At 60.5% G+C, this 18,718-nt stretch carries 14 protein-coding genes and 1 pseudogene; 5 read left to right on the forward strand and 10 right to left on the reverse strand.

Annotated elements, in window-relative coordinates:
- Nucleotides 1-6: 6 nt before the first annotated feature.
- The 5 genes from CAP31_RS15200 to CAP31_RS12725 all read left to right on the forward strand — a co-directional run bounded on the left by CAP31_RS15200 (nucleotide 7) and on the right by CAP31_RS12725 (nucleotide 6,290).
- On the forward strand, nucleotides 7-135 hold the full coding sequence (locus CAP31_RS15200) for a hypothetical protein (RefSeq protein WP_255377113.1): 129 nt from the start codon (nucleotides 7-9) through the stop codon (nucleotides 133-135).
- 117 nt (nucleotides 136-252) lie between these two features.
- A complete protein-coding gene (locus CAP31_RS12710) occupies nucleotides 253-1,938 on the forward strand; it encodes an AMP-binding protein (protein WP_087447876.1) in 1,686 nt (561 codons plus the stop codon).
- 91 nt (nucleotides 1,939-2,029) lie between these two features.
- A complete protein-coding gene (locus tag CAP31_RS12715) occupies nucleotides 2,030-4,858 on the forward strand; it encodes an AMP-binding protein (RefSeq protein WP_087447877.1) in 2,829 nt (942 codons plus the stop codon).
- 124 nt (nucleotides 4,859-4,982) lie between these two features.
- Complete coding sequence (locus CAP31_RS12720; RefSeq protein WP_087447878.1) at nucleotides 4,983-5,435, forward strand: hypothetical protein; 453 nt, start codon at nucleotides 4,983-4,985, stop codon at nucleotides 5,433-5,435.
- 423 nt (nucleotides 5,436-5,858) lie between these two features.
- A complete protein-coding gene (locus CAP31_RS12725) occupies nucleotides 5,859-6,290 on the forward strand; it encodes a PACE efflux transporter (protein WP_087447879.1) in 432 nt (143 codons plus the stop codon).
- Between the two features lie 13 nt (nucleotides 6,291-6,303).
- Here the strand turns inward: CAP31_RS12725 and CAP31_RS12730 are convergent, their stop codons facing one another.
- From CAP31_RS12730 to CAP31_RS12775, 10 genes and pseudogenes are all read right to left on the reverse strand, one after another.
- Nucleotides 6,304-6,879, reverse strand: a complete 576-nt coding sequence (locus tag CAP31_RS12730) for an ANTAR domain-containing response regulator (protein WP_087447880.1) — start codon at nucleotides 6,877-6,879, stop codon at nucleotides 6,304-6,306.
- Between the two features lie 65 nt (nucleotides 6,880-6,944).
- A pseudogene (locus CAP31_RS12735) lies at nucleotides 6,945-8,632 on the reverse strand (protein kinase).
- Nucleotides 8,633-8,653: 21 nt separating this feature from the next.
- On the reverse strand, nucleotides 8,654-9,865 hold the full coding sequence (locus CAP31_RS12740) for a NarK/NasA family nitrate transporter (RefSeq protein WP_087447881.1): 1,212 nt from the start codon (nucleotides 9,863-9,865) through the stop codon (nucleotides 8,654-8,656).
- A 57-nt stretch (nucleotides 9,866-9,922) separates the two neighbouring features.
- Nucleotides 9,923-10,300: a sirohydrochlorin chelatase gene (locus CAP31_RS12745; protein WP_087447882.1), complete on the reverse strand. Its 378-nt coding sequence runs from the start codon at nucleotides 10,298-10,300 to the stop codon at nucleotides 9,923-9,925.
- Complete coding sequence (locus tag CAP31_RS12750; RefSeq protein WP_087447883.1) at nucleotides 10,297-11,247, reverse strand: PDC sensor domain-containing protein; 951 nt, start codon at nucleotides 11,245-11,247, stop codon at nucleotides 10,297-10,299. Before CAP31_RS12750 ends, CAP31_RS12745 begins: the two co-directional genes overlap by 4 nt.
- Before the next feature lie 10 nt (nucleotides 11,248-11,257).
- On the reverse strand, nucleotides 11,258-11,587 hold the full coding sequence (gene nirD / locus CAP31_RS12755; RefSeq protein WP_087447884.1) for a nitrite reductase small subunit NirD: 330 nt from the start codon (nucleotides 11,585-11,587) through the stop codon (nucleotides 11,258-11,260).
- Nucleotides 11,588-11,617: 30 nt separating this feature from the next.
- Nucleotides 11,618-14,047 carry a nitrite reductase large subunit NirB gene (gene nirB, locus CAP31_RS12760; RefSeq protein ID WP_087447885.1) on the reverse strand — a complete coding sequence of 810 codons (2,430 nt, stop codon included), beginning with the start codon at nucleotides 14,045-14,047 and terminating at the stop codon, nucleotides 11,618-11,620.
- A 117-nt stretch (nucleotides 14,048-14,164) separates the two neighbouring features.
- Entirely contained in the window at nucleotides 14,165-14,917 is a 753-nt protein-coding gene (gene cobA / locus CAP31_RS12765) for a uroporphyrinogen-III C-methyltransferase (RefSeq protein WP_087447886.1), read from the reverse strand.
- A gap of 12 nt (nucleotides 14,918-14,929) precedes the next feature.
- Entirely contained in the window at nucleotides 14,930-15,913 is a 984-nt protein-coding gene (gene ybiB / locus CAP31_RS12770) for a DNA-binding protein YbiB (protein ID WP_087447887.1), read from the reverse strand.
- A complete protein-coding gene (locus CAP31_RS12775; RefSeq protein ID WP_087447888.1) occupies nucleotides 15,910-18,630 on the reverse strand; it encodes a nitrate reductase in 2,721 nt (906 codons plus the stop codon). Before CAP31_RS12775 ends, ybiB begins: the two co-directional genes overlap by 4 nt.
- Between the last annotated feature and the right edge of the window lie 88 nt (nucleotides 18,631-18,718).

An 18,718-nucleotide genomic window follows, 5' to 3' on the forward strand; every position in this document is an offset into this window, starting at 1 on the left:
ATTACCATGCTCTCAATCGTTCTCGCCGATCATGATCTGGCCGGCAGGCAAGCGCATGGTGCAGGCACAAGAAGACGGCGCACCAAAACAGCACGTCATGCACTGGCGATCTGGAATGCTTGTCAAAGTCGATGATTGCGCTCAATATGGTTTCGGGTGTTTATGCGGGCCAAGTCCGCATCACGCATTGCACGGATTAGCGGACGGTGCAGGCAGAAGAACGCTGCCCGCGCCCTGTCCAAGGAGACCATCATGGAACCCGTCTGGCTGCAGCACTATCCCCCGGAGATTCCTGCCGAAGTCGACGTATCTCGTTTCGCTTCGCTCAAGGACATGTTCGAACAAAGCTGTGCGCGCTATCGCATGCGCCCCGCTTTTACCAACATGGGGACTACGCTGGACTATGGCGAGATCGACCGCCTGTCGACACATTTCGGCGCCTACCTCTGCAACGAAATCGGCCTGACCAAGGGCGAGCGCGTCGCCCTCATGCTGCCCAACCTGCTGCAATATCCGGTGGCATTATTTGGCGCATTGCGCGCAGGGATGGTAGTCGTCAACGTCAATCCGCTCTATACCGTGCGCGAACTGCAATGGCAACTGGCGGATTCCGGCGCCGGCGCCATCGTGGTGCTGGAAAACTTCGCGCATACTTTACAATCGGCATTGCCGGACACGGCGGTGCGTCATGTCATCACTACCCGCATCGGCGATCTGTTCCCGCCGCTGAAACGCTGCCTGACGAATTTCACGATCAGGTACATCAAACGCATGGTTCCGCACTGGGATATTCCCGCGGCAGTGCCCTTCAGCCATGCACTGCAACTCGGTGCGCGTCTTCCGCTGCCGGACGTGGCGCTTGCCCGCGACGACATCGCCCTGCTGCAATACACCGGTGGCACCACCGGCATCCCCAAAGGCGCGGTGCTGACACACGGCAATCTGGTGGCCAACGTGGAACAAACCTCGGCCTGGATCGGCAGCACTTTCCGCGAAGGCGAGGAAGTGGTCGTCACGCCGCTGCCGCTGTACCATATCTTCGCCCTCACGACCAATCTGCTGCTCTTCGTCAAATGGGGCGCAGACAATGTGCTGATTACCAATCCACGGGATCTTCCCCGCCTCGTGCGCGAACTGCGCAAGACCCGTTTCACCGTCATCACCGGGGTTAATACCCTGTTCGCCAAACTGCTCGGCACGCCGGGCTTCGAAAAAGTGAGACAGGCCAATGCCGGTGCGCTCAAGGTTGCGGTGGCTGGCGGCATGGCGGTGCAGCGTACGGTGGCGGAACGCTGGCAGCAAGCGATGGGCGTGCCGCTCATCGAAGGATACGGCCTGACCGAAGCCTCCCCCATCGTGAGCGCCAATCCGCTCAGCGCCAGGAAATTCAGCGGCCTGATCGGCATGCCGCTGCCCTCTACCCAAATCGAGATACGGGACGAACAGGGACACCCGGTCGCAGCAGGCAAGTCGGGCGAACTATGCATCAGAGGCCCGCAGGTGATGCGCGGCTACTGGAACATGCCGCAGGAAACCGCCCGCGTTCTCGACGCCGACGGCTGGCTGCGCAGCGGCGATATCTGCATGATGGACGAGCGCGGCTATCTGCGTTTCATCGACCGCCACAAGGACATGATCGTGGTCTCCGGCTTCAAGGTCTATCCAGCGGAAATCGAAGAAGTGGTGATGACCTGTCCCGGCGTCAAGGAAGCAGGTGTCGCAGGCGTAGCCGACGCGACCAGCGGTGAGGCGGTCAAAGTCTATCTGGTAAGAAAAGATCCGGCCCTCACCGCCGCAACGGTGATCGCCCACTGCCGGGCCAATCTGGCCGCATATAAAGTGCCGAAATACGTGGAATTCCGCGACCATCTGCCCAAGTCCCCTGTCGGCAAGATCCTGCGCCGCAAGCTGAAAGAGGAACACGCACCCGCTGTATAGCCATTCGATCCGGCAGCGCGACACCTCATCCAGTGGCGGGCCGGCCGCCGGTTACTATAATGAATAGCTTACCCAAGTCGGATATAACCCCATGACCCTGCACCCGTCGCCCCACCAGCCTGCCGACGCCGCACACGATGCGGAATGGTTGCTGAACATCGTGCGCGAGCTGGCACGCGAGCTGCGACCGGATGCGCCCCATCTCGAACATCTGGGGCTGGACCATGCACTGGAACGTGATTTCGGTCTCGACAGTCTGGCGCGGGTGGAGCTCTTTGCCCGCATCGAACGCGACCTGGGAACACGGCTTGACGAGGCAGCGTTTGCCGAAGCGGAAACGCCGCGCGATCTGCTGAAACGGATCCCGACTGGCGCCGCAATCGGAACCGTCACGCCTGCAACCATACCTGTCACGCCACCATCCCGGCTGACGCATCCGCCCGCCGGGATCGACACACTCACCGGCATGCTCGACTGGCGTGCCGCCCGGCATGGCGATGAAGTCCACATCATCCTGTACAGCGAAGGTGATGGTGAACACAGCCAGAACATCAGCTACCGGCAATTGCGCGATGAAGCGCAGGCCCTTGCAGCCGGGCTGCTGGCACGGGGGCTGGCTGTCGGCGAGCGCGTTGCGATCATGCTGCCTACCTGCCGCGAATTCTTCGTCGCGTTCTATGGCACCATCTACGCAGGCTGCATACCGGTGCCGCTGTATCCGCCGGCACGTCCGTCACAGCTCGAAGACCACATGCGGCGCATTGCCGGCATCGTCGCCAATGCCGGTGCCAGCATGCTGATCACTGACGAGCGCGCCAGGATCCCGGGACATCTGCTGCGCGCGCAATGCGAGGCGTTGCATGAAGTCGTCACCGCAACGGAGCTGGCCGATCACAGCCCTCCGGCAACGTTGCCGCCCGTGCAAGCCCAGGACGTCGCTTTCCTGCAATACACCTCCGGCAGCACCGGCAATCCAAAAGGGGTGATCCTCAGCCACGCCAATCTGTTCGCCAATCTGCGTGCAATGGAGCGCGCTTCGGCAATCACCGCGGATGACGTTTTCGTCTCCTGGCTGCCGCTCTACCATGATATGGGACTGATCGGCGCCTGCATGGGCAGCCTCTACGTCGGCTTCCGGCTGGTGCTGCTGTCACCGCTGGCTTTTCTCGCCCGCCCCGGCCGCTGGCTGTGGACCATCCATCAATATCGCGCTACCGTCTCGGCTGCGCCCAATTTTGCCTACGAGCTCTGCGCCAACAAAGTGGACGATCACGAACTCGAAGGCCTGACACTCGACAGCTGGCGCATCGCCTACAATGGCGCCGAGCCGGTCAGCCCGGATACGATCGAGAATTTCAGCGCCCGCTTTGCCCGTTACGGCTACCGGCGCGAGACCATGACACCGGTCTACGGACTCGCCGAAAATGCGGTTGGCCTGGCATTCCCGCCGCCTGGACGCGGCCCGCTGATCGACCGTGTGGATCGAAATGCGCTCGCGGATGAAGGCAGTGCCCGCCCAGCCGATGCAGCTGACGTCCGCGCCCGGCGCATCGTGGCCTGCGGCCGCGCACTCCCCGAACACGATTTCCGCATCGTCGATGCCGCCGGCAGTGTGCTGCCGGAACGCACTCAGGGTCGCGTGCAGTTTCGCGGCCCGTCTGCGACGCGCGGCTATTTCCATAATGCCGAAGCCACGGCAGCCTTGTTCGACGGCGCATGGCTCAACAGCGGCGATCTGGGCTATCTCGCGATGGGCGAACTCTACCTCACCGGGCGCGAAAAGGACATCATCATCCGTGCCGGGCACAACATCCACCCGCAGGAGCTGGAACAGGCTATCAGCCAGGTGCAGGGTGTACGCCGCGGCGGTGTGGCCGTGTTCCCGGCCACCGATGCGCACTCCGGCACCGAGCGGCTGGTAGTGCTGGCTGAGACCCGCGACACAGGGAATGCCGAAGAGCGCAGCCGGATTATGTCCGAAATCAACCGTCTTGCCATCGATCTTGTCGGCATGCCGGCCGATGATATCGTGCTGGCGCCGCCGCGCACGGTGCTGAAAACCTCGAGCGGCAAGGTACGGCGCGCCGCCTGCCGCGAACTGTACGAACGCGGCGCCTTGGGCGGCGCACCGCGCGCACCATGGCTGCAAGTACTGCGGCTGGCGCTGTCAGGCGCCAGCGCCCAGGCCTCGCATCTGTTGCGCCGCACTGCAAATGGCGTATGGGCGGCCTGGGCCTGGGCGGTGTTTGCCGTTGTCGTCCCGCTCGCCTGGCTGATGATCGTGCTGATGCCGGTGCTCAAACTGCGCCGTCGCGTCGCCAGAGGGTGCGCGCGCCTCGCGTTGGCGCTCACCGGGCTGACACCCGAGATCGCAGGCTTGCAGCAGCTGGCTGACGCTTCACCTTGCATCCTGGTCGCCAATCATTCCAGCTATCTCGATGCGCTGATACTGACAGCAGTCCTGCCGCCGCGTTTCGCTTTCGTTGCCAAACAGGAGCTGCTGGCCAAGTCACGCACGAGCATACCGCTGCGTCGGCTGGGCAGCGCCTTCGTCGAGCGTTTCGACAGCGCCCGCGGCGTGGAGGATGTACAGGCACTGGAGGAACGGGCGCGCAACGGCGACTCGCTGGTATTCTTTCCGGAAGGTACTTTCCGCGCCCAACCGGGATTACTGCCATTCCGGATCGGGGCATTCTCTGTCGCCGCACATTCCGGCCTGCCCATAGTGCCGGTGACCCTGAACGGCACCCGCGCCTTGCTGCGCGGCGAAACAATGCACCCACATTTCGCCAGACTGCGGGTATGGGTAAATGCGCCGCTGCAGGCTCAAGGCACAGACTGGCAGGCCGCATTACAACTGCGCGACGCGGCTCGCAGTCAGATACTGACGCGGCTGCAGGAATCCGATCTGTCCGGCTAACGGCAAAATCCCGGCAGCATCAGGAGGGTTTACTACAATGAGTGTTGCGAGCCTGCTTGCGAAAAATAAGAGAAAACCACTCTAAAACCCATGCCGAATCTGCCATCGCCCAGGAGTCCAGACCATGAATTCGCGTTTACATATCACCGCCCTGTTCGTTGCCACATTGCTGCTGGCGGGCTGCGCTAGCGCACCGGAGAACCAGGCTGCTGCGCCTGCCCGTACTTCCGCATCTGCAGGCGAGGCCAAGCTCTATGTGCTGAATATCAGCGGGCCGACTTTATTCGCGAGCAATCAGGAAATTACCGATAACGGCGTCAGGATCGCCAGCCTGCCACGCGGCACCTATACTAGCCTGAATATTGCAGCGGGCACGCATGAGTTCCAGTTCGCGGCTTTTCCCAAGGGCAACCGGGTCGCGAAGCTCGATGCCGCCAAAGGCAAAACCTACTATCTGGCGGCTGGTTACAGCCCCAGTCGGTCGTGGGCGTTCCCGTTTGCGGGCGACCCTGTGACCATAACGCTAATCAAGGAAGGTGAGGCGATCGATTTGATGAAAGAGATGAAACCGCAGTAGCGTTGTGTGGACATGCAGACGCGCAAAATGGCAACATGCTGATGCAGCTGCATCAGCATGTTGCCCTCTGCGGCGAATTACCTGGCTGTTACCAGCCAAACAGCAATACGCTGAAAAAACTTAAATAAGAAAAAACGATCAGAGACACGACCATGGTTAATGGAAAGCTCTCTTTGGTAAATAGCGATCTCATTTTCTTCTCCTTTGGGCTTTAACAACAGTTTCACTAGCAATACTTCGCCAAGCGATATTCCACTAAAGCGAATTAAAGATAAGTCTATCCTTAAATACAATTAACTGCAAGCACGAAACCATCGTTGCAAAATTCTTACCTTGCCCTTGCAACATAAATGAGACCATCGGAAGTTTGCAAAATTCCTGATTTGGTCTATATTCTGTCGCCCGATCAGGGCTTTAAAACTCATGCAAACATTACGCAGCTTTCGCGACCGCTTCCGCAGCATTCTGCTCTATGAACTCATCGGCCTCATTCTGGTTTCCCCGCTGGCAAGCCGGATTACCGGCCACGGCCTGGGCAAAACCGGCGTGTTGGTACTGGTCATTTCATTGATCGCGATGGGCTGGAACGGCTTGTTCAATCACGGCTTCGACCGCATCGAGCTGGCCTGCGGCGGGCATTTATCCACGCGCAACTGGCTGATTCGCGTAGTGCATGCGCTGTTGTTCGAGCTGGGTCTGGTGATTGCGACCGTGCCGCTGATCGCCTGGTGGCTGAAGATGGGATTGTGGGATGCGGTGTTGCTGGACGCCGGATTTATCGTGTTCTATCTGCTCTACACCCTGATATTTAACCGGGTATACGATCACTTCTACCCGCTGCACGCTGCCCGCTAGCAGAAACGGGCAATCAGCCCGCCGGCGGCAGCGCCTGCAATATGCTTTCCGCGATTTCGACCAGGCGCCGGTTCTCCGCCATCGCAGTGCGGCGCATGGCATGATAAGCCGCTTCTTCGCTCAACGCTTGATCTGCCATCAGCCGCTGCTTGGCCTCATTGATGATCTCGCGCTCCTGCTGGGTGCGGTTGGCCTTGTTGGCCGCATCCATCAGCGCCTGATGTTCTTCAAAACGGATACGCGCCACTTCAAGGATAGGCTGGATACGTTCAGCGTCCAGCCCGTCGACGATATAGGCCGACACGCCCGCTTTTAATGCGGCACGTATCGATTCGCTGTTTTTATCATCGGTAAACATCACCACCGGACGCGGGCAATCGCGCGTGGCGATGCACAGATGTTCCAGGGTATCGCGGTCGGGCGAATCCGCACCAATAATAATCACATCGGGTGCGCAGCGTGCTATCGCTTCAGGCAATTTGAACGCGGACGTGACCAGCTCTGCCACTTTGTAATGCTGGCTACGAAACGCTTGTTCCAGCTGCTGCGCGCGCACAGCATCATCATCAACAATCATTACAGTCAGCATGATAAGACTCTCTTATGAAACCGGTTGATTAAAATACAAGCAAAAAATATGCTAATGCGGCGACATCAGGTCGCTACCAGCAAATAAATCAGCATCAGATTCAATGCGATCGAAAGCAGTGCCAGCATCTGCCAGACACGCAGCGGATCGCGCTCCAGCAAGGGCGTACGCCGCGGCGCATCGAGCGGCCGACGCTCGCCTTGCTCCAGCGCCAGCAGCATTTCCTCGGCAGTCTCGAAACGCATGCGAGATTCGCGTGCCACCGCCTTCAGCAACAGGTTTTCCAGCCAGTGCGGAATCTCCGGACGATAACGAGTGGGCGGCACAGGGTCGCCGAACCGCGGATGCTGGAACGGCTCGACTTCACCGTAAGGATACTTGCGCGTCAATAAATAATACAGCGCGACACCTGCAGCATACAGTTCGCTTTGCACGCTGGCTGCGTCGCCAGCAATCAGCTCGGGTGCCATGAAACTCGGCGTCCCCGCACCGTCGTTCAGGTCATGCAGGCCTCCGCTGGCGGCGACACCGAAATCGAGGATACGCAATTTATCGTCCGCACCCAGATGGATATTGCCGGGCTTGATGTCCCGATGCAGGATATTCAGGCGCTGCAATGCAGCCAGCCCTTTCACCAGCCGTATTCCGATCTGCACCGCTTCGGCCACGGTAAAATGACGTCCGTTGTCCAGATACTGCTGCAGCGTCGCCCCCTCATGCCAGCTCATCACATAATACAGCGCGGAGCGTTCCTCCATCGCCAGCGGCAGTATTTGCGGGAAATAATGCGCGATGACTTTCTTCGCCAGCCATTCTTCCTGTACCAGCGCATCCGCTGCTGCCGCATCGTCCGCAGCATGCGGCGGCAGGGTCTTGAGCACCCATAACCGGCCATCGCTCAAATGCCGCACCTGATACAGCAGCGACATGCGCGACTCATGCAACAGCGTCATCACTTCAAAACCGTCCAGCCGGGTACCCGGCTTCAATCGCGGCGGCACCGGCAGGTGACGCCGGGCGCTGAGCTGATCGCGCAGATTCTGCTCAGCTATCGCTTCCACCCGCACCACTATCGCGCTGGCATTATCCTGCCCGCCCTGGCGGTAGGCCAGGCGCACCAGCTCCTCGGCAGCCAGCTGCGGGCTACGATACAGGTCCAGCGCCTTGCGCATGCCCAGTTCGCCGACAGGCTCCCACACACCATCCGACACCAGCAGGAACACATCGCCCGGCTGCAAATCGCCTTCACCGAAATCGACGCTCAGATACTCATCCAGCCCGACAGCCCGCTTTAACACGTGGCGCATGTCGGGACGCTCCCAGACGTGATCGGCAGTCAGCTGCACCCATTCCGCGCCGCGCAGGCGGTAGATCCGGCTATCGCCGACATGCGCCAGGTAATAGCGGCAGCCGCGCATGACCAGCGCCGACAGGGTACACGACATCCCGGCCAGATCGCGCCGCGTAGTCGCCTGCGCGATCAGCCAGCGATTAATGGCAACGAGCACTTTATCCAGCGCATACGGCACTTCCCAGGTATCCGGCGTGGCATAATAATCCGCCAGCAAACCGCGCACGGTATATTCCGCCGCCTCGCGCCCGCCGGCGCCCCCGATACGCCGTCGGCCAGTGCAATCAGCGCGCCCTTTTCCGTCAGCTGGGCGCACTCCGGCGTCATGAAACCGCAAAAATCCTCATTGCGCTCGCGTGGCCCGGTAGCGGATACATGACCGACAGTCAGTTGTAATGGCATCGTCCTGGTCGCCGCAGCCGATCAGATCCGTGCGCCGGCAACGCCCGGAGCGCCCCATGTGGTGCGCCAGCGCGATTTTACTTTGGTCAGGCCTACCAGCGCGACCACCGCCAGACCGGCGAATATCTCGAAGCCGATCTGGTAGCTGCCGGTCAGTTTGTGCGAATACCCCAGGCTGGAAGCCAGATAGAATCCGCCCACGCCACCCGCCATCCCCACCAGCCCGGTCATCACCCCGATTTCGCGGCGGAAGCGTTGCGGCACCAGCTGGAATACAGCGCCGTTGCCCATACCCAACGCCAGCATCGCCGGAACGATCACCGTCATCGCCAGCATCGGCGTCGCCATGCCCACGCTCACCAGCAGCAGAAACGCCGCCGCCAGCGCATACATCACCGACAGGGTACGAATACCGCCCAGACGGTCAGCCAGCATGCCGCCCAGCGGACGCACCAGCGAGCCGGCGAACACGCAGGCCGCAGTGAAATAGCCGGCAGTGATGGCCGGCAAGCCATACTGCGTATTGAAATAAATGGTCAGGCTCGACGCCATGCCGACAAAACCGCCGAAGGTCACGCTATAGAAAAACATGAACCACCAGGCGTCCTTGTCTTTCAGCACATGCAGGTATTCGGTCATGGATTTGGCCGGCGGGCATTCCGGACTGTCCTTGGCAAATACCAGATACACCGCCAGCGCAATCCCCAGCGGGATCATCGCGAGGCCGAACACGCTGTTCCAGCCGAATGCCACCGCCAGGCCGGGCGCGAACAGGGCCGCCAGTGCGGTCCCCGAATTGCCGGCACCGGCGATGCCCAGCGCCGTACCCTGATGCTGCGGCGGATACCAGCGCGAAGCCAGCGGCAGCGCCACCGCGAACGCTGCACCGGCAAAGCCCAGCAGCATGCCCAGCACCAATACCTGCTGAAAGCTGTGGATGCCTGCCAGCCAGGCCCATGCCAGCGCGCACAGCACGACCAGCTGCCCGATCAGGCCGGCTTTCTTGGGTTTGAGGTGATCGACCAGCACGCCCATCACGATACGCAGCAATGCACCTGCCAGTACCGGTGTGGCCACCATCAAGCCTTTTTGTCCCGCGTCCAGCCCCAGATCACTGGCGATCTGCACCCCCAGCGGGCCGAGCATGACCCAGACCATGAAGGACAGGTCGAAATACAGAAATGCAGCAATCAGCGTAGGCGTATGCCCCGCTTTCCAAAATGATTTATCCATGACGTTATCTTCCTGCGGTAATCAATAAAATTGTTTCAAATATGCCGTCACCCGCCGTCAATCCGGGGTGTACGGCATGACTTGTTTGATCCAGCCGGCAATCGCATGCAGCAAGGCATCGCTTTCGCCCAGTGCAGGCAGCACGGTCAGGCTGACCAGGGGATAACGCTGGCGCAGTTCGTCCAGCAAAATCGGGAAATCCTCGCGCAAATGCGCCCCCGGGCCCAGAAACAGCGGCACGATGCTGATGTCGGCGATGCCTTGCGCTACCAGCGCCGCCACTGCGTCAGGCAAGCCTGGACTCATCAGTTCCAGATAGGCCAGCATGACACGGCTCTGCGGCTGCTGCGCCGCCACAATCTGCTGCAGACGCTGGAACGGTTCTGCCCAGCGCGGATCGCGTGCGCCATGCGCAAACAGGATCACGGCGTTCATCGCTTCATCCCCGCCGACAGCAGCGCTTCGGCACGCGCACCGAGGTACACGTACAGGCCCAATCCGACCAACAGGCCCACCGCTGCAAACATCATCCATACCGCTTCCACCATTTCATGGGTGACGCCCAGCGCCGATTTGAACATCAGCAGCAAGGCCTCGATCGACACCGCGATCAGGATCGCGGCGATAAACCGGGTAATGGTGCGGCGCGTCGAGCTGTGCCGGAAGATGTCCTTGTGCATCAGCACCTCTTCTTCGAGTATGGTCTTGCCCAGGTCGAAAATGGCCAGGGCCAGCGTCAGGAAGATGATCACCCCGAACGGCTTCAGGTGCAGCTCTGCGGTGTTGTCGCCGACGTCGCGCAATGCGACGAGTTCGCCGAAAGCCGCATACAGCAATACCCCGGTGACCGCGGCCAGACCCAGTACGATGATGCTGTATATCGCCCTGAATACCGGCAGGAACCGCCGCCGCGCATGATCCCCCATCATGAATTCGATGGCGCCGGTCAAGTCGATATCGAGCACGATGTAGCGCTGCTCGCCCGTTTCCGGATCGGTCAGCGGCAACACGGCGGATACACACAGCATATTGCTGGCGCTGGACAGATACGGCTCGGTAATGCTGACCCCCGCATGCGCTTTGGCCAGCACAAAATACGGCCGTATGCTGCGGTCGCGCCCGACGCCGCTATCGCTGCTCTGCGCCGCGTGCCCCGCCGCGATGTTGTGGGTGATCTGCCTGCCGTCCGCATCGAGCACGTACAGCAGCTCGACGAACGGATAATGCGTTACCACGCAATTCATCGCTTTGTGCCTGGCATCGCCCGCCGCCAGCAACTGGGTATCGCCCATGCCTGTCAGTATCGACGACAGCAATTCGCCCAACGCATCGCGGTATTGGTGATAGCGTTCGACAACCGCCAGATAGCTCATGCTGCTCATGGCTTCCCCTTCAGCAGGCCGGTTTGGCGGTCAGACCCAGCCATACCGTGCCGGCATCATCGATCCGGGTTTGCAGACAGGGCGTATGCCCTTCGTCCGGCGCATCGGCGTTGCCGGTTTCCAGCCCGATCTTCCAGCCATGCAGCGGACAGGTTACGGTCTTGCCGGCGACGATGCCCTGCGACAGCGGCCCGCCTTTGTGCGGGCACTTGTCGTGCAGCGCGAACACTTCGTCGCCATCAGTGCGGAATATGGCGATATCCCCTTGCCCGGTTTGCACTACCCGCGATCCCAGATTGGGAATATCCGTCAAGCTGCAGATTTTGGTCCATTCAGTCATTTTTATCCTCGTACTTTCTATCATCCCGAATCAGGCAGTCAGCATTTCAAATTCGTGTTTACCTACACCACCCTGCGTGCGCTCCAGCCAGGGGTCTTTTTCATTCTGCACCGCGAACATCATGCGTTCATGCAGCGCCTTGCGTCCGGCCTCGTCTTCCAGCACGCGCTGCTTGATGTAGTCCATGCCGACCCGCGCCAGATAATGCACGGTGCGCTCCAGATAGAAACCTTCTTCGCGGTACAGCTGCAGGAACGCCGCGGTATATTCCATCACTTCTTCGGCGGTTTTCACCTTGATGAAGAAATGCGCGACTTCGGTCTTGATGCCGCCGTTGCCGGCGATGTAGATTTCCCAGCCGGAATCGACACCGATGATGCCGACGTCCTTGATCGCCACTTCGGCACAGTTACGCGGGCAGCCGGATACCGCGAGCTTGACCTTGTGCGGTGCCCACATTTTCCATAAGGCCTTTTCCAGATCGACACCCAGTCTGGTCGAATCCTGCGTGCCGAAGCGGCACCATTCGCTGCCCACGCAGGTCTTCACGGTGCGCAGCGCCTTGCCGTAAGCCAGCCCCGACGGCATGCCCAGATCGGCCCATACGCCCGGCAGGTCGGCTTTTTTCACGCCGAGCAGGTCGATGCGCTGGCCGCCGGTCACTTTCACCGTGGGGATGGCGTATTTGTCGGCCACATCGGCAATGCGCCGCAGATCATCGGGTGTGGTCTGGCCGCCGAACATGCGCGGAATCACCGAATAGGTGCCGTCCTTCTGGATATTGGCGTGGGCGCGCTCATTGATAAAACGCGACTGCGGGTCGTCCATGGCCTCGCCCGGCCACGACGAGATCAGGTAGTAGTTCAGCGCCGGGCGGCAGCTGGCGCAACCGTTGGGCGTGCGCCACGCCATGAACGCCATCACATCGGGGATGCTGAGCAGTTTCTGTTCGCGGATTGCGGCGCGTACTTCGGCGTGGGTATGGTCGGTGCAACCGCACATGGCTTTGGTTTTCGGCGCATCGGAATAGTCGCCGCCGAGCACGGTCGCCAGCAACTGCTCGACCAGGCCAGTGCAGGAACCGCACGACGACGAGGCCTTGGTATGCTTGCGCACGTCTTCCAGCGTGAACAGGCCTTTTTCCTTGATCGCCTTGACGACGGTGCCCTTGCACACGCCGTTGCAGCCGCACACTTCCATGTCGTCGCTCATCGCGGCGGCACGATTCTGCCCCTGATGCCCAAGGTCGCCGACGTGACTTTGTCCGAACATCAGGTGATCGCGGATATCGGAGATATTGCGCCCCTCGCGCAGCAGCTGGAAATACCAGGCGCCGTCCACGGTATCGCCATACATCACCGCACCGGCAATCTTGTTGTCCTGGATCACGATCTTCTTGTAGACGCCGCCGACCGGGTCGGACAGCAATATCTCTTCGCAGTCTTCGCCGCCGCTGAAATTGCCTGCCGAAAACAGATCGATGCCGGTCACTTTGAGTTTGGTCGACGTCACCGAGCCGACGTAACGGGCGATACCGAATTCGGCCAGATGATTGGCCGCCACCTTGGCCATGTCGAACAGCGGCGCAACCAGTCCGTACGCGATGCCGCGATGATTCACGCATTCGCCCACGGCATAGATGCGCGGGTCGAACGTCTGCATGGTGTCGCTGACGACGATACCGCGATTGCAGTGGATGCCTGCCTGCTCCGCCAGCGCGATATTGGGGCGGATACCCACCGCCATCACCACCAGGTCCGCCGGGATCACGTCGCCGTCCTGGAATCTGACTGCGCATACCCGCCCGGATTCGCCCTGCACCAGTTCGGCAGTGTCTTTTTCCAGCAGGAAGGTCAGCCCTTTGTCTTCCAGGCTCTTTTGCAGCAGTTTGGCGGAAACCCTGTCCAGCTGACGTTCCATCAGCCATTCGTTCTTGTGCACGACGGTAACGTCCATGCCGCGTAATTTCAGCCCATTGGCGGCCTCCAGTCCGAGCAGGCCGCCGCCGATGACGACGGCATGCTTGTGTATTTTGGCGGCGGCGATCATCGCGTCGGTATCGGCGATATCGCGATAACCGATCACGCCCGGCAGGTCCTTGCCCGGGATCAGCAGGATGAACGGGTTGGAGCCGGTAGCCAGGATCAGCCTGTCGTATTCGGCCGTGGTGCCGTCTTCGGCAGTCACGATGCGTTTGGTGCGATCGATGCCGGTCACTTTCCTGTTGAGGTGCAGGGTGATGCCGTTGTCGGCATACCAGTCGACATCGTTGAGCATGATGTCCTGGATGGTCTGCTCGCCTGCCAGCACCGGCGATAGCAAAATGCGATTGTAGTTGGCGTGCGGTTCTGCGCCGAACACGGTGATGTCGTAACGCTCAGGGGCGAGCTTGAGCAGCTCCTCCAGCGTACGCACCCCGGCCATTCCGTTGCCGACCATGACTAATTTCAGTTTGTTCATTGCGTATACTCCTAGTGTTTGCGGTTAAATAATGTTGAAACCACAGTACAAAGGGAGCCGCGCCGTTGCAGCCTGCTTGTGCTGATGAAAAAATTTGCTGCCTGTTTGCCATCTGTTCTACGCCGCCTTCGCGACCGATTCCGTGTATGCCGCGATCTGCGCGAGATCGGCGACTGCGCCGATCACCACGATCGCCGGACTGCCGATTGCCGACGCCAGCATCGCCGCATGCAGCGTCGCCAGAGTTGCCTTGACCTGGCGCTGCTGTGCCAGCGTGCCGCTTTGCACTGCCAGCGCTGTCGTGTCTGCCGCCAGACCGCCTGCGATTAAACGGGTGACGATATCCGGCAGGTTCTTCACCCCCATATAAATGACCAGCGTAGTGCGCGTCGCCGCCAATGCCGCCCAGTTCACTTCGTTGCCTTCGCGGCTGTGGCCGGTAATGAATGTCACCCCCGGCGCCCAGTCGCGGTGCGTGACCGGCACACCCAGCGTCGCCGGTGCGGCGATGCCGGAGGTGATGCCGCTGATGACTTCGACGCCGATACCGGCTGCGCGCAGCGCCTCGATCTCTTCGCCGCCCCGCCCGAACATGAGCGGATCGCCGCCCTTGAGCCGCGCCACGGTCATGCCGGCCTGCGCCTCCTGGATCATCTGGCGCTGGATAAATGCTTGCGGTGTCGATTGACAGCCGCCGCGCTTGCCAACCGGGATAATGCGTGCATCCGCCCGTACATGTACGAGCAGCTGCGGATTGACCAGATCGTCGATCAGCACCACGTCGGCGCTCTGCAGGATGCGCACCGCCTTCAGGGTAATCAGCTCGGGATCGCCCGGGCCTGCGCCGATCAAATAGACTTTACCGTTCATCGTCATCTCCTTTCAGGCCATCACCAGGCTGCTGGTTTCCATCGCGACGATGGCTTTGGCCTGATTCATGTCCGTGGTATAACCGGCGCCGTACAGACAGCAGGCGAGCTGATTGATCACCGGCAGCGGGATAGGATGCTGCCCTGACAGCACACTTTGTATCCAGGCTGCGGTGGTCGCTGCATCGATGGATTCGGGCAGATTCGGCAGCGACTTCAACGGCCCGACTTCGGCTTCAAACAGCAATTGCGATTTGCCGTCGTCGCAGTACAGCAATTCCGGACGGCGCTTGGGATTGGCCAGCGCCTCGCCCTCGGTGCCGCGCAGCAGCAGCGCGCGCAAGCCGGTGGTCTCGAAGAAGTCGCGCATTTTCTCCAGATATTCCGGATGCGACACGCTGACCAGCCGCAAACTCTCGCCCTTGAACGGCGAAATCATTTTCGCCAGCGTGTGCGCCGTATTGCGTACGCCCAGGCGATTGCGCAAGCCGAGCAGATTAGCCAGCCCCGGCGACAGTACCGCTGTCGGCACAAAGGCGATGCCTTCACCGGCCAGTGCAAGATTGGCCTGGCCGAGATTGGCGCAGGGCAGGATGCCGAGTTCGCGCAGGATATAGGCGGTCGTGGTGCGCCCCTGGCTTTCCAGCGTGCCGTGCAGCAATACCGGGATACCGAATTTGACCAGCAGCAGCGCCAGCAGCGCCACCAGATTGGGCTGATGGCGCGCGCCGTTATAGGTAGGGATGACCACCGGCCGCACGCCGCCAGCCGGCAGTGCTAACGAATACAGACGCGACTCGAGCGCCTGATAGAATCCGAGCAGCTCGTCGGCGGATTCGCCTTTCATGCGCAGCGCGATCAGGATGGCGCCCAACTCCATTTCCGGCACGCCGCCATCCAGCATCGCGCCATAGAGCTGGTCGGCTTCATCTATGCTCAGGTCGCGCGCGCCATGCACACCGCGCGCGATCTCTTTCAGTATGGCGGAATAACTCATGCTGCCTCCTGTTTGCCCATCATAATCATCCGTTTCAGTTCCGGCACGCACGACCCGCATTCCGTGCCGCACTTCAAGCTTGCCTGCAAGGCAGCCAGATCGGTATCCCGTGTTATCGCAGACAGAATCTGCGTCTCCGCCACGTTCAGGCAATTGCATACGATGCGCCCGCGGCTGCTGCTACCGCTGGGCGGCGCCGATAATGGTGCCAGCACCCAGCTGCGCAACGGGGCGATCTCCACACCCTCAGCCATCATCTCCTTGAGCCAGTCACGGGCGGCGATTTCGCCGGTCAAGCGCACGCCGGTCACGCATCCGTCTTCAACCAGTACCCGTTTGGCGACACCGCGCTTGGGATCGTCGTAGCGCATGATGCAGGATTCGTCCTGCATATCCAGCAATGCATCGACTTCAGCCATCAGTTCGGCTGACAACGGAGTGGCGTTGGCGATGCGCAGAACCAGCACCGGATTTTGCCGGCCGTATAATCCGCAGCTGGCGTAATCGAAGCGCGGCAATAATGGCTGAATACGCAACATGCGTGCCACCGCGTCATCGCGGCGCATCACCGCCATATGCCAGGGCAACGGCGCTTTTTCCACCTGGATGGCGGCATGCTTCAGTTCGGGCTGTTTCGACACCGGGTCACGCTGATCCATGGTAAGTGCATTCACCCCCAGTCCGCTCATATAACGGCTGCCCCAGTGCATGGGCATGAACGCCTGGCCGATACGCATATCGTCGCTGGCTTCCACTGGCACCAGCAGCTCGCCACGACGGCTTTTGACGCGCGCCAGATCGCCCGATTTGAGCCCGCGTCGCGCCATATCATCGGCATGCATGGAGAGGATGGGCGATTCGACATGGCTGTACAGTCGCGCCACCATGCCGGTACGGCTCATGCCATGCCATTGGTCGCGCAAACGCCCGGTGTTCAGATGCAGGGGATAGCGTGCGTCGGTCACCTCTGCAGTAGGCAGGTACCGCGTATTGGCGAATCTGGCGCGGCCGTCTGCCGTCGGGAAAAAACCGTCCGCATACAAACGGGCCTTGCCTGACTGCGCGCCTTGCGGATAGGGCCACTGTTGCGGGCCACATTCATCCAGCAGCACGTATGACAGCCCGGTAATATCCAGATCGCGCCCCCGCGTCGATTCGCGATGCTCGTTGAATACGGCTTCGGCATTTGCGTAAGGGAATAATGCTGCACCCGGCTTGCCCAGCCGCGCACCCAAACGGTGCGCAAAATCCGTTGCGATTTCCCAGTCGGGACGACATTCGCCCGGTGCAGGAATCGCCGTTTGCAAATGGGTGATACGCCGTTCGGAATTGGTGACAGTGCCTTCCTTCTCGCCCCAGGCCGCTGCCGGCAACAGCAAATCCGCGTATTCTGCGGTCTCGGTATAGGCATTCACTTCCTGCACCACAACGAATTCGGCCTGCTGCAATGCCGCCCGCACCAGCGCCTGATTGGGCAGCGACTGCGCCGGGTTGGTGCAGGCGATCCACAACGCCCTGATTTCACCGCGCGCGGCGGCTTCGAACATTTCCAGTGCGGTTTTTCCGGGCGTTGCGGGCACGGAGTCGATGCCCCACAATCTGGCAACCTCGCCGCGGTGTTCGGAATTGGCCAAATCGCGATGCGCCGACAGCAGATTGGCCATGCCGCCCACTTCGCGGCCGCCCATCGCATTGGGCTGCCCGGTCAGTGAAAACGGTCCGGCACCGGGCCGGCCGATGTGGCCGGTAGCGAGATGCAGATTAATTAACGCGGCATTCTTATCGGTACCGTGGCTGGACTGATTCAGCCCCTGGCAATACAGCGACAGTGTCGCTGACGATTGTCCAAACCAGCGCGCGGCAGTGACGATGTCGGCAGCAGGTACGCCGCAAACGGCGGCTACGGTCTCGGGCGAATATTCACGCACCGTGGCGCGCAATTCGTTAAAGCCGTTGGTATGGGCCGCAATATAATCCTGATCCAGCAAGTCTTCCCAGAGCATGACGTAGAGCATCGCATTGAACAGCGCCACGTCGGTGCCGGGAAGAATCGGCAGATGCAGATCGGCTTCACGCGAGGTGTCGGTACGGCGCGGATCGACGACGATTACCTTAAGATCGGGATTGGCTTTGCGCGCATCTTCGATGCGGCGGTAAACGATGGGGTGGGCATAAGCGGTATTGGAGCCGGCGATGAACAGGCAGTCGGTCGCGGCGATGTCGTCATAACATACCGGCGGCGCATCGGCACCGAGAGTGGCCTTGTAGCCGCTCACTGCACTGGACATGCACAGACGCGAATTGGTATCGACGTTATTGGTGCCGATCAGGCCTTTGGCCAACTTATTGAAGACGTAATAATCCTCGGTCAGCAACTGGCCGGAAATATAGAAACCCACCGCATCGGCACCGTGTTCGCGAATGATGGCAGCAAACCGGTCCGCGGCATGATCAAGCGCGCCAGCCCAGGTAACGCGCTGGCGTAAGGCATCGCGCCCGGAGCGCAATTCGGGATATAACGCACGGGCTTCGCGTTGGGCCGCCGCCAGACCCAGTGTTGCGCCCTTGGTGCAGAGCCGGCCAAAATTGGCGGGGTGATCGGGATTACCGCGAACGCCGAGAATATTGGTGCCATCGGTTTCAATCAGCACACCACAACCGACGCCGCAGTAAGCACAGGCAGAAGACTTGGATGCAGGAGTAGACGTAGTATTCATGCACTACATCAAGCAATCCTCATGCCAACAAAAAAACTACATATATATCAATAAATTAGATAAAAATTCGGCAATACTTCAAGTATAT

The organism is Sulfuriferula sp. AH1, from assembly GCF_002162035.1.
Taxonomy (GTDB): Bacteria; Pseudomonadota; Gammaproteobacteria; order Burkholderiales; family Sulfuriferulaceae; genus Sulfuriferula.

Excerpts from the sequence above, each read along its gene's own strand:
- ybiB (WP_087447887.1), bottom strand. The coding sequence starts at position 15,913 with ATGAGTTATTCCGCCATACTGAAAGAGATCGCGCGCGGTGTGCATGGC.
- CAP31_RS12775 (WP_087447888.1), bottom strand. The coding sequence starts at position 18,630 with ATGAATACTACGTCTACTCCTGCATCCAAGTCTTCTGCCTGTGCTTAC.
- nirD (WP_087447884.1), bottom strand. The coding sequence starts at position 11,587 with ATGACTGAATGGACCAAAATCTGCAGCTTGACGGATATTCCCAATCTG.
- CAP31_RS12740 (WP_087447881.1), bottom strand. The coding sequence starts at position 9,865 with ATGGATAAATCATTTTGGAAAGCGGGGCATACGCCTACGCTGATTGCT.
- CAP31_RS15200 (WP_255377113.1), top strand. The coding sequence starts at position 7 with ATGCTCTCAATCGTTCTCGCCGATCATGATCTGGCCGGCAGGCAAGCG.
- CAP31_RS12745 (WP_087447882.1), bottom strand. The coding sequence starts at position 10,300 with ATGAACGCCGTGATCCTGTTTGCGCATGGCGCACGCGATCCGCGCTGG.
- CAP31_RS12730 (WP_087447880.1), bottom strand. The coding sequence starts at position 6,879 with ATGCTGACTGTAATGATTGTTGATGATGATGCTGTGCGCGCGCAGCAG.
- CAP31_RS12750 (WP_087447883.1), bottom strand. The coding sequence starts at position 11,247 with ATGAGCAGCATGAGCTATCTGGCGGTTGTCGAACGCTATCACCAATAC.
- CAP31_RS12720 (WP_087447878.1), top strand. The coding sequence starts at position 4,983 with ATGAATTCGCGTTTACATATCACCGCCCTGTTCGTTGCCACATTGCTG.
- CAP31_RS12710 (WP_087447876.1), top strand. The coding sequence starts at position 253 with ATGGAACCCGTCTGGCTGCAGCACTATCCCCCGGAGATTCCTGCCGAA.
- CAP31_RS12725 (WP_087447879.1), top strand. The coding sequence starts at position 5,859 with ATGCAAACATTACGCAGCTTTCGCGACCGCTTCCGCAGCATTCTGCTC.
- CAP31_RS12715 (WP_087447877.1), top strand. The coding sequence starts at position 2,030 with ATGACCCTGCACCCGTCGCCCCACCAGCCTGCCGACGCCGCACACGAT.
- nirB (WP_087447885.1), bottom strand. The coding sequence starts at position 14,047 with ATGAACAAACTGAAATTAGTCATGGTCGGCAACGGAATGGCCGGGGTG.
- cobA (WP_087447886.1), bottom strand. The coding sequence starts at position 14,917 with ATGAACGGTAAAGTCTATTTGATCGGCGCAGGCCCGGGCGATCCCGAG.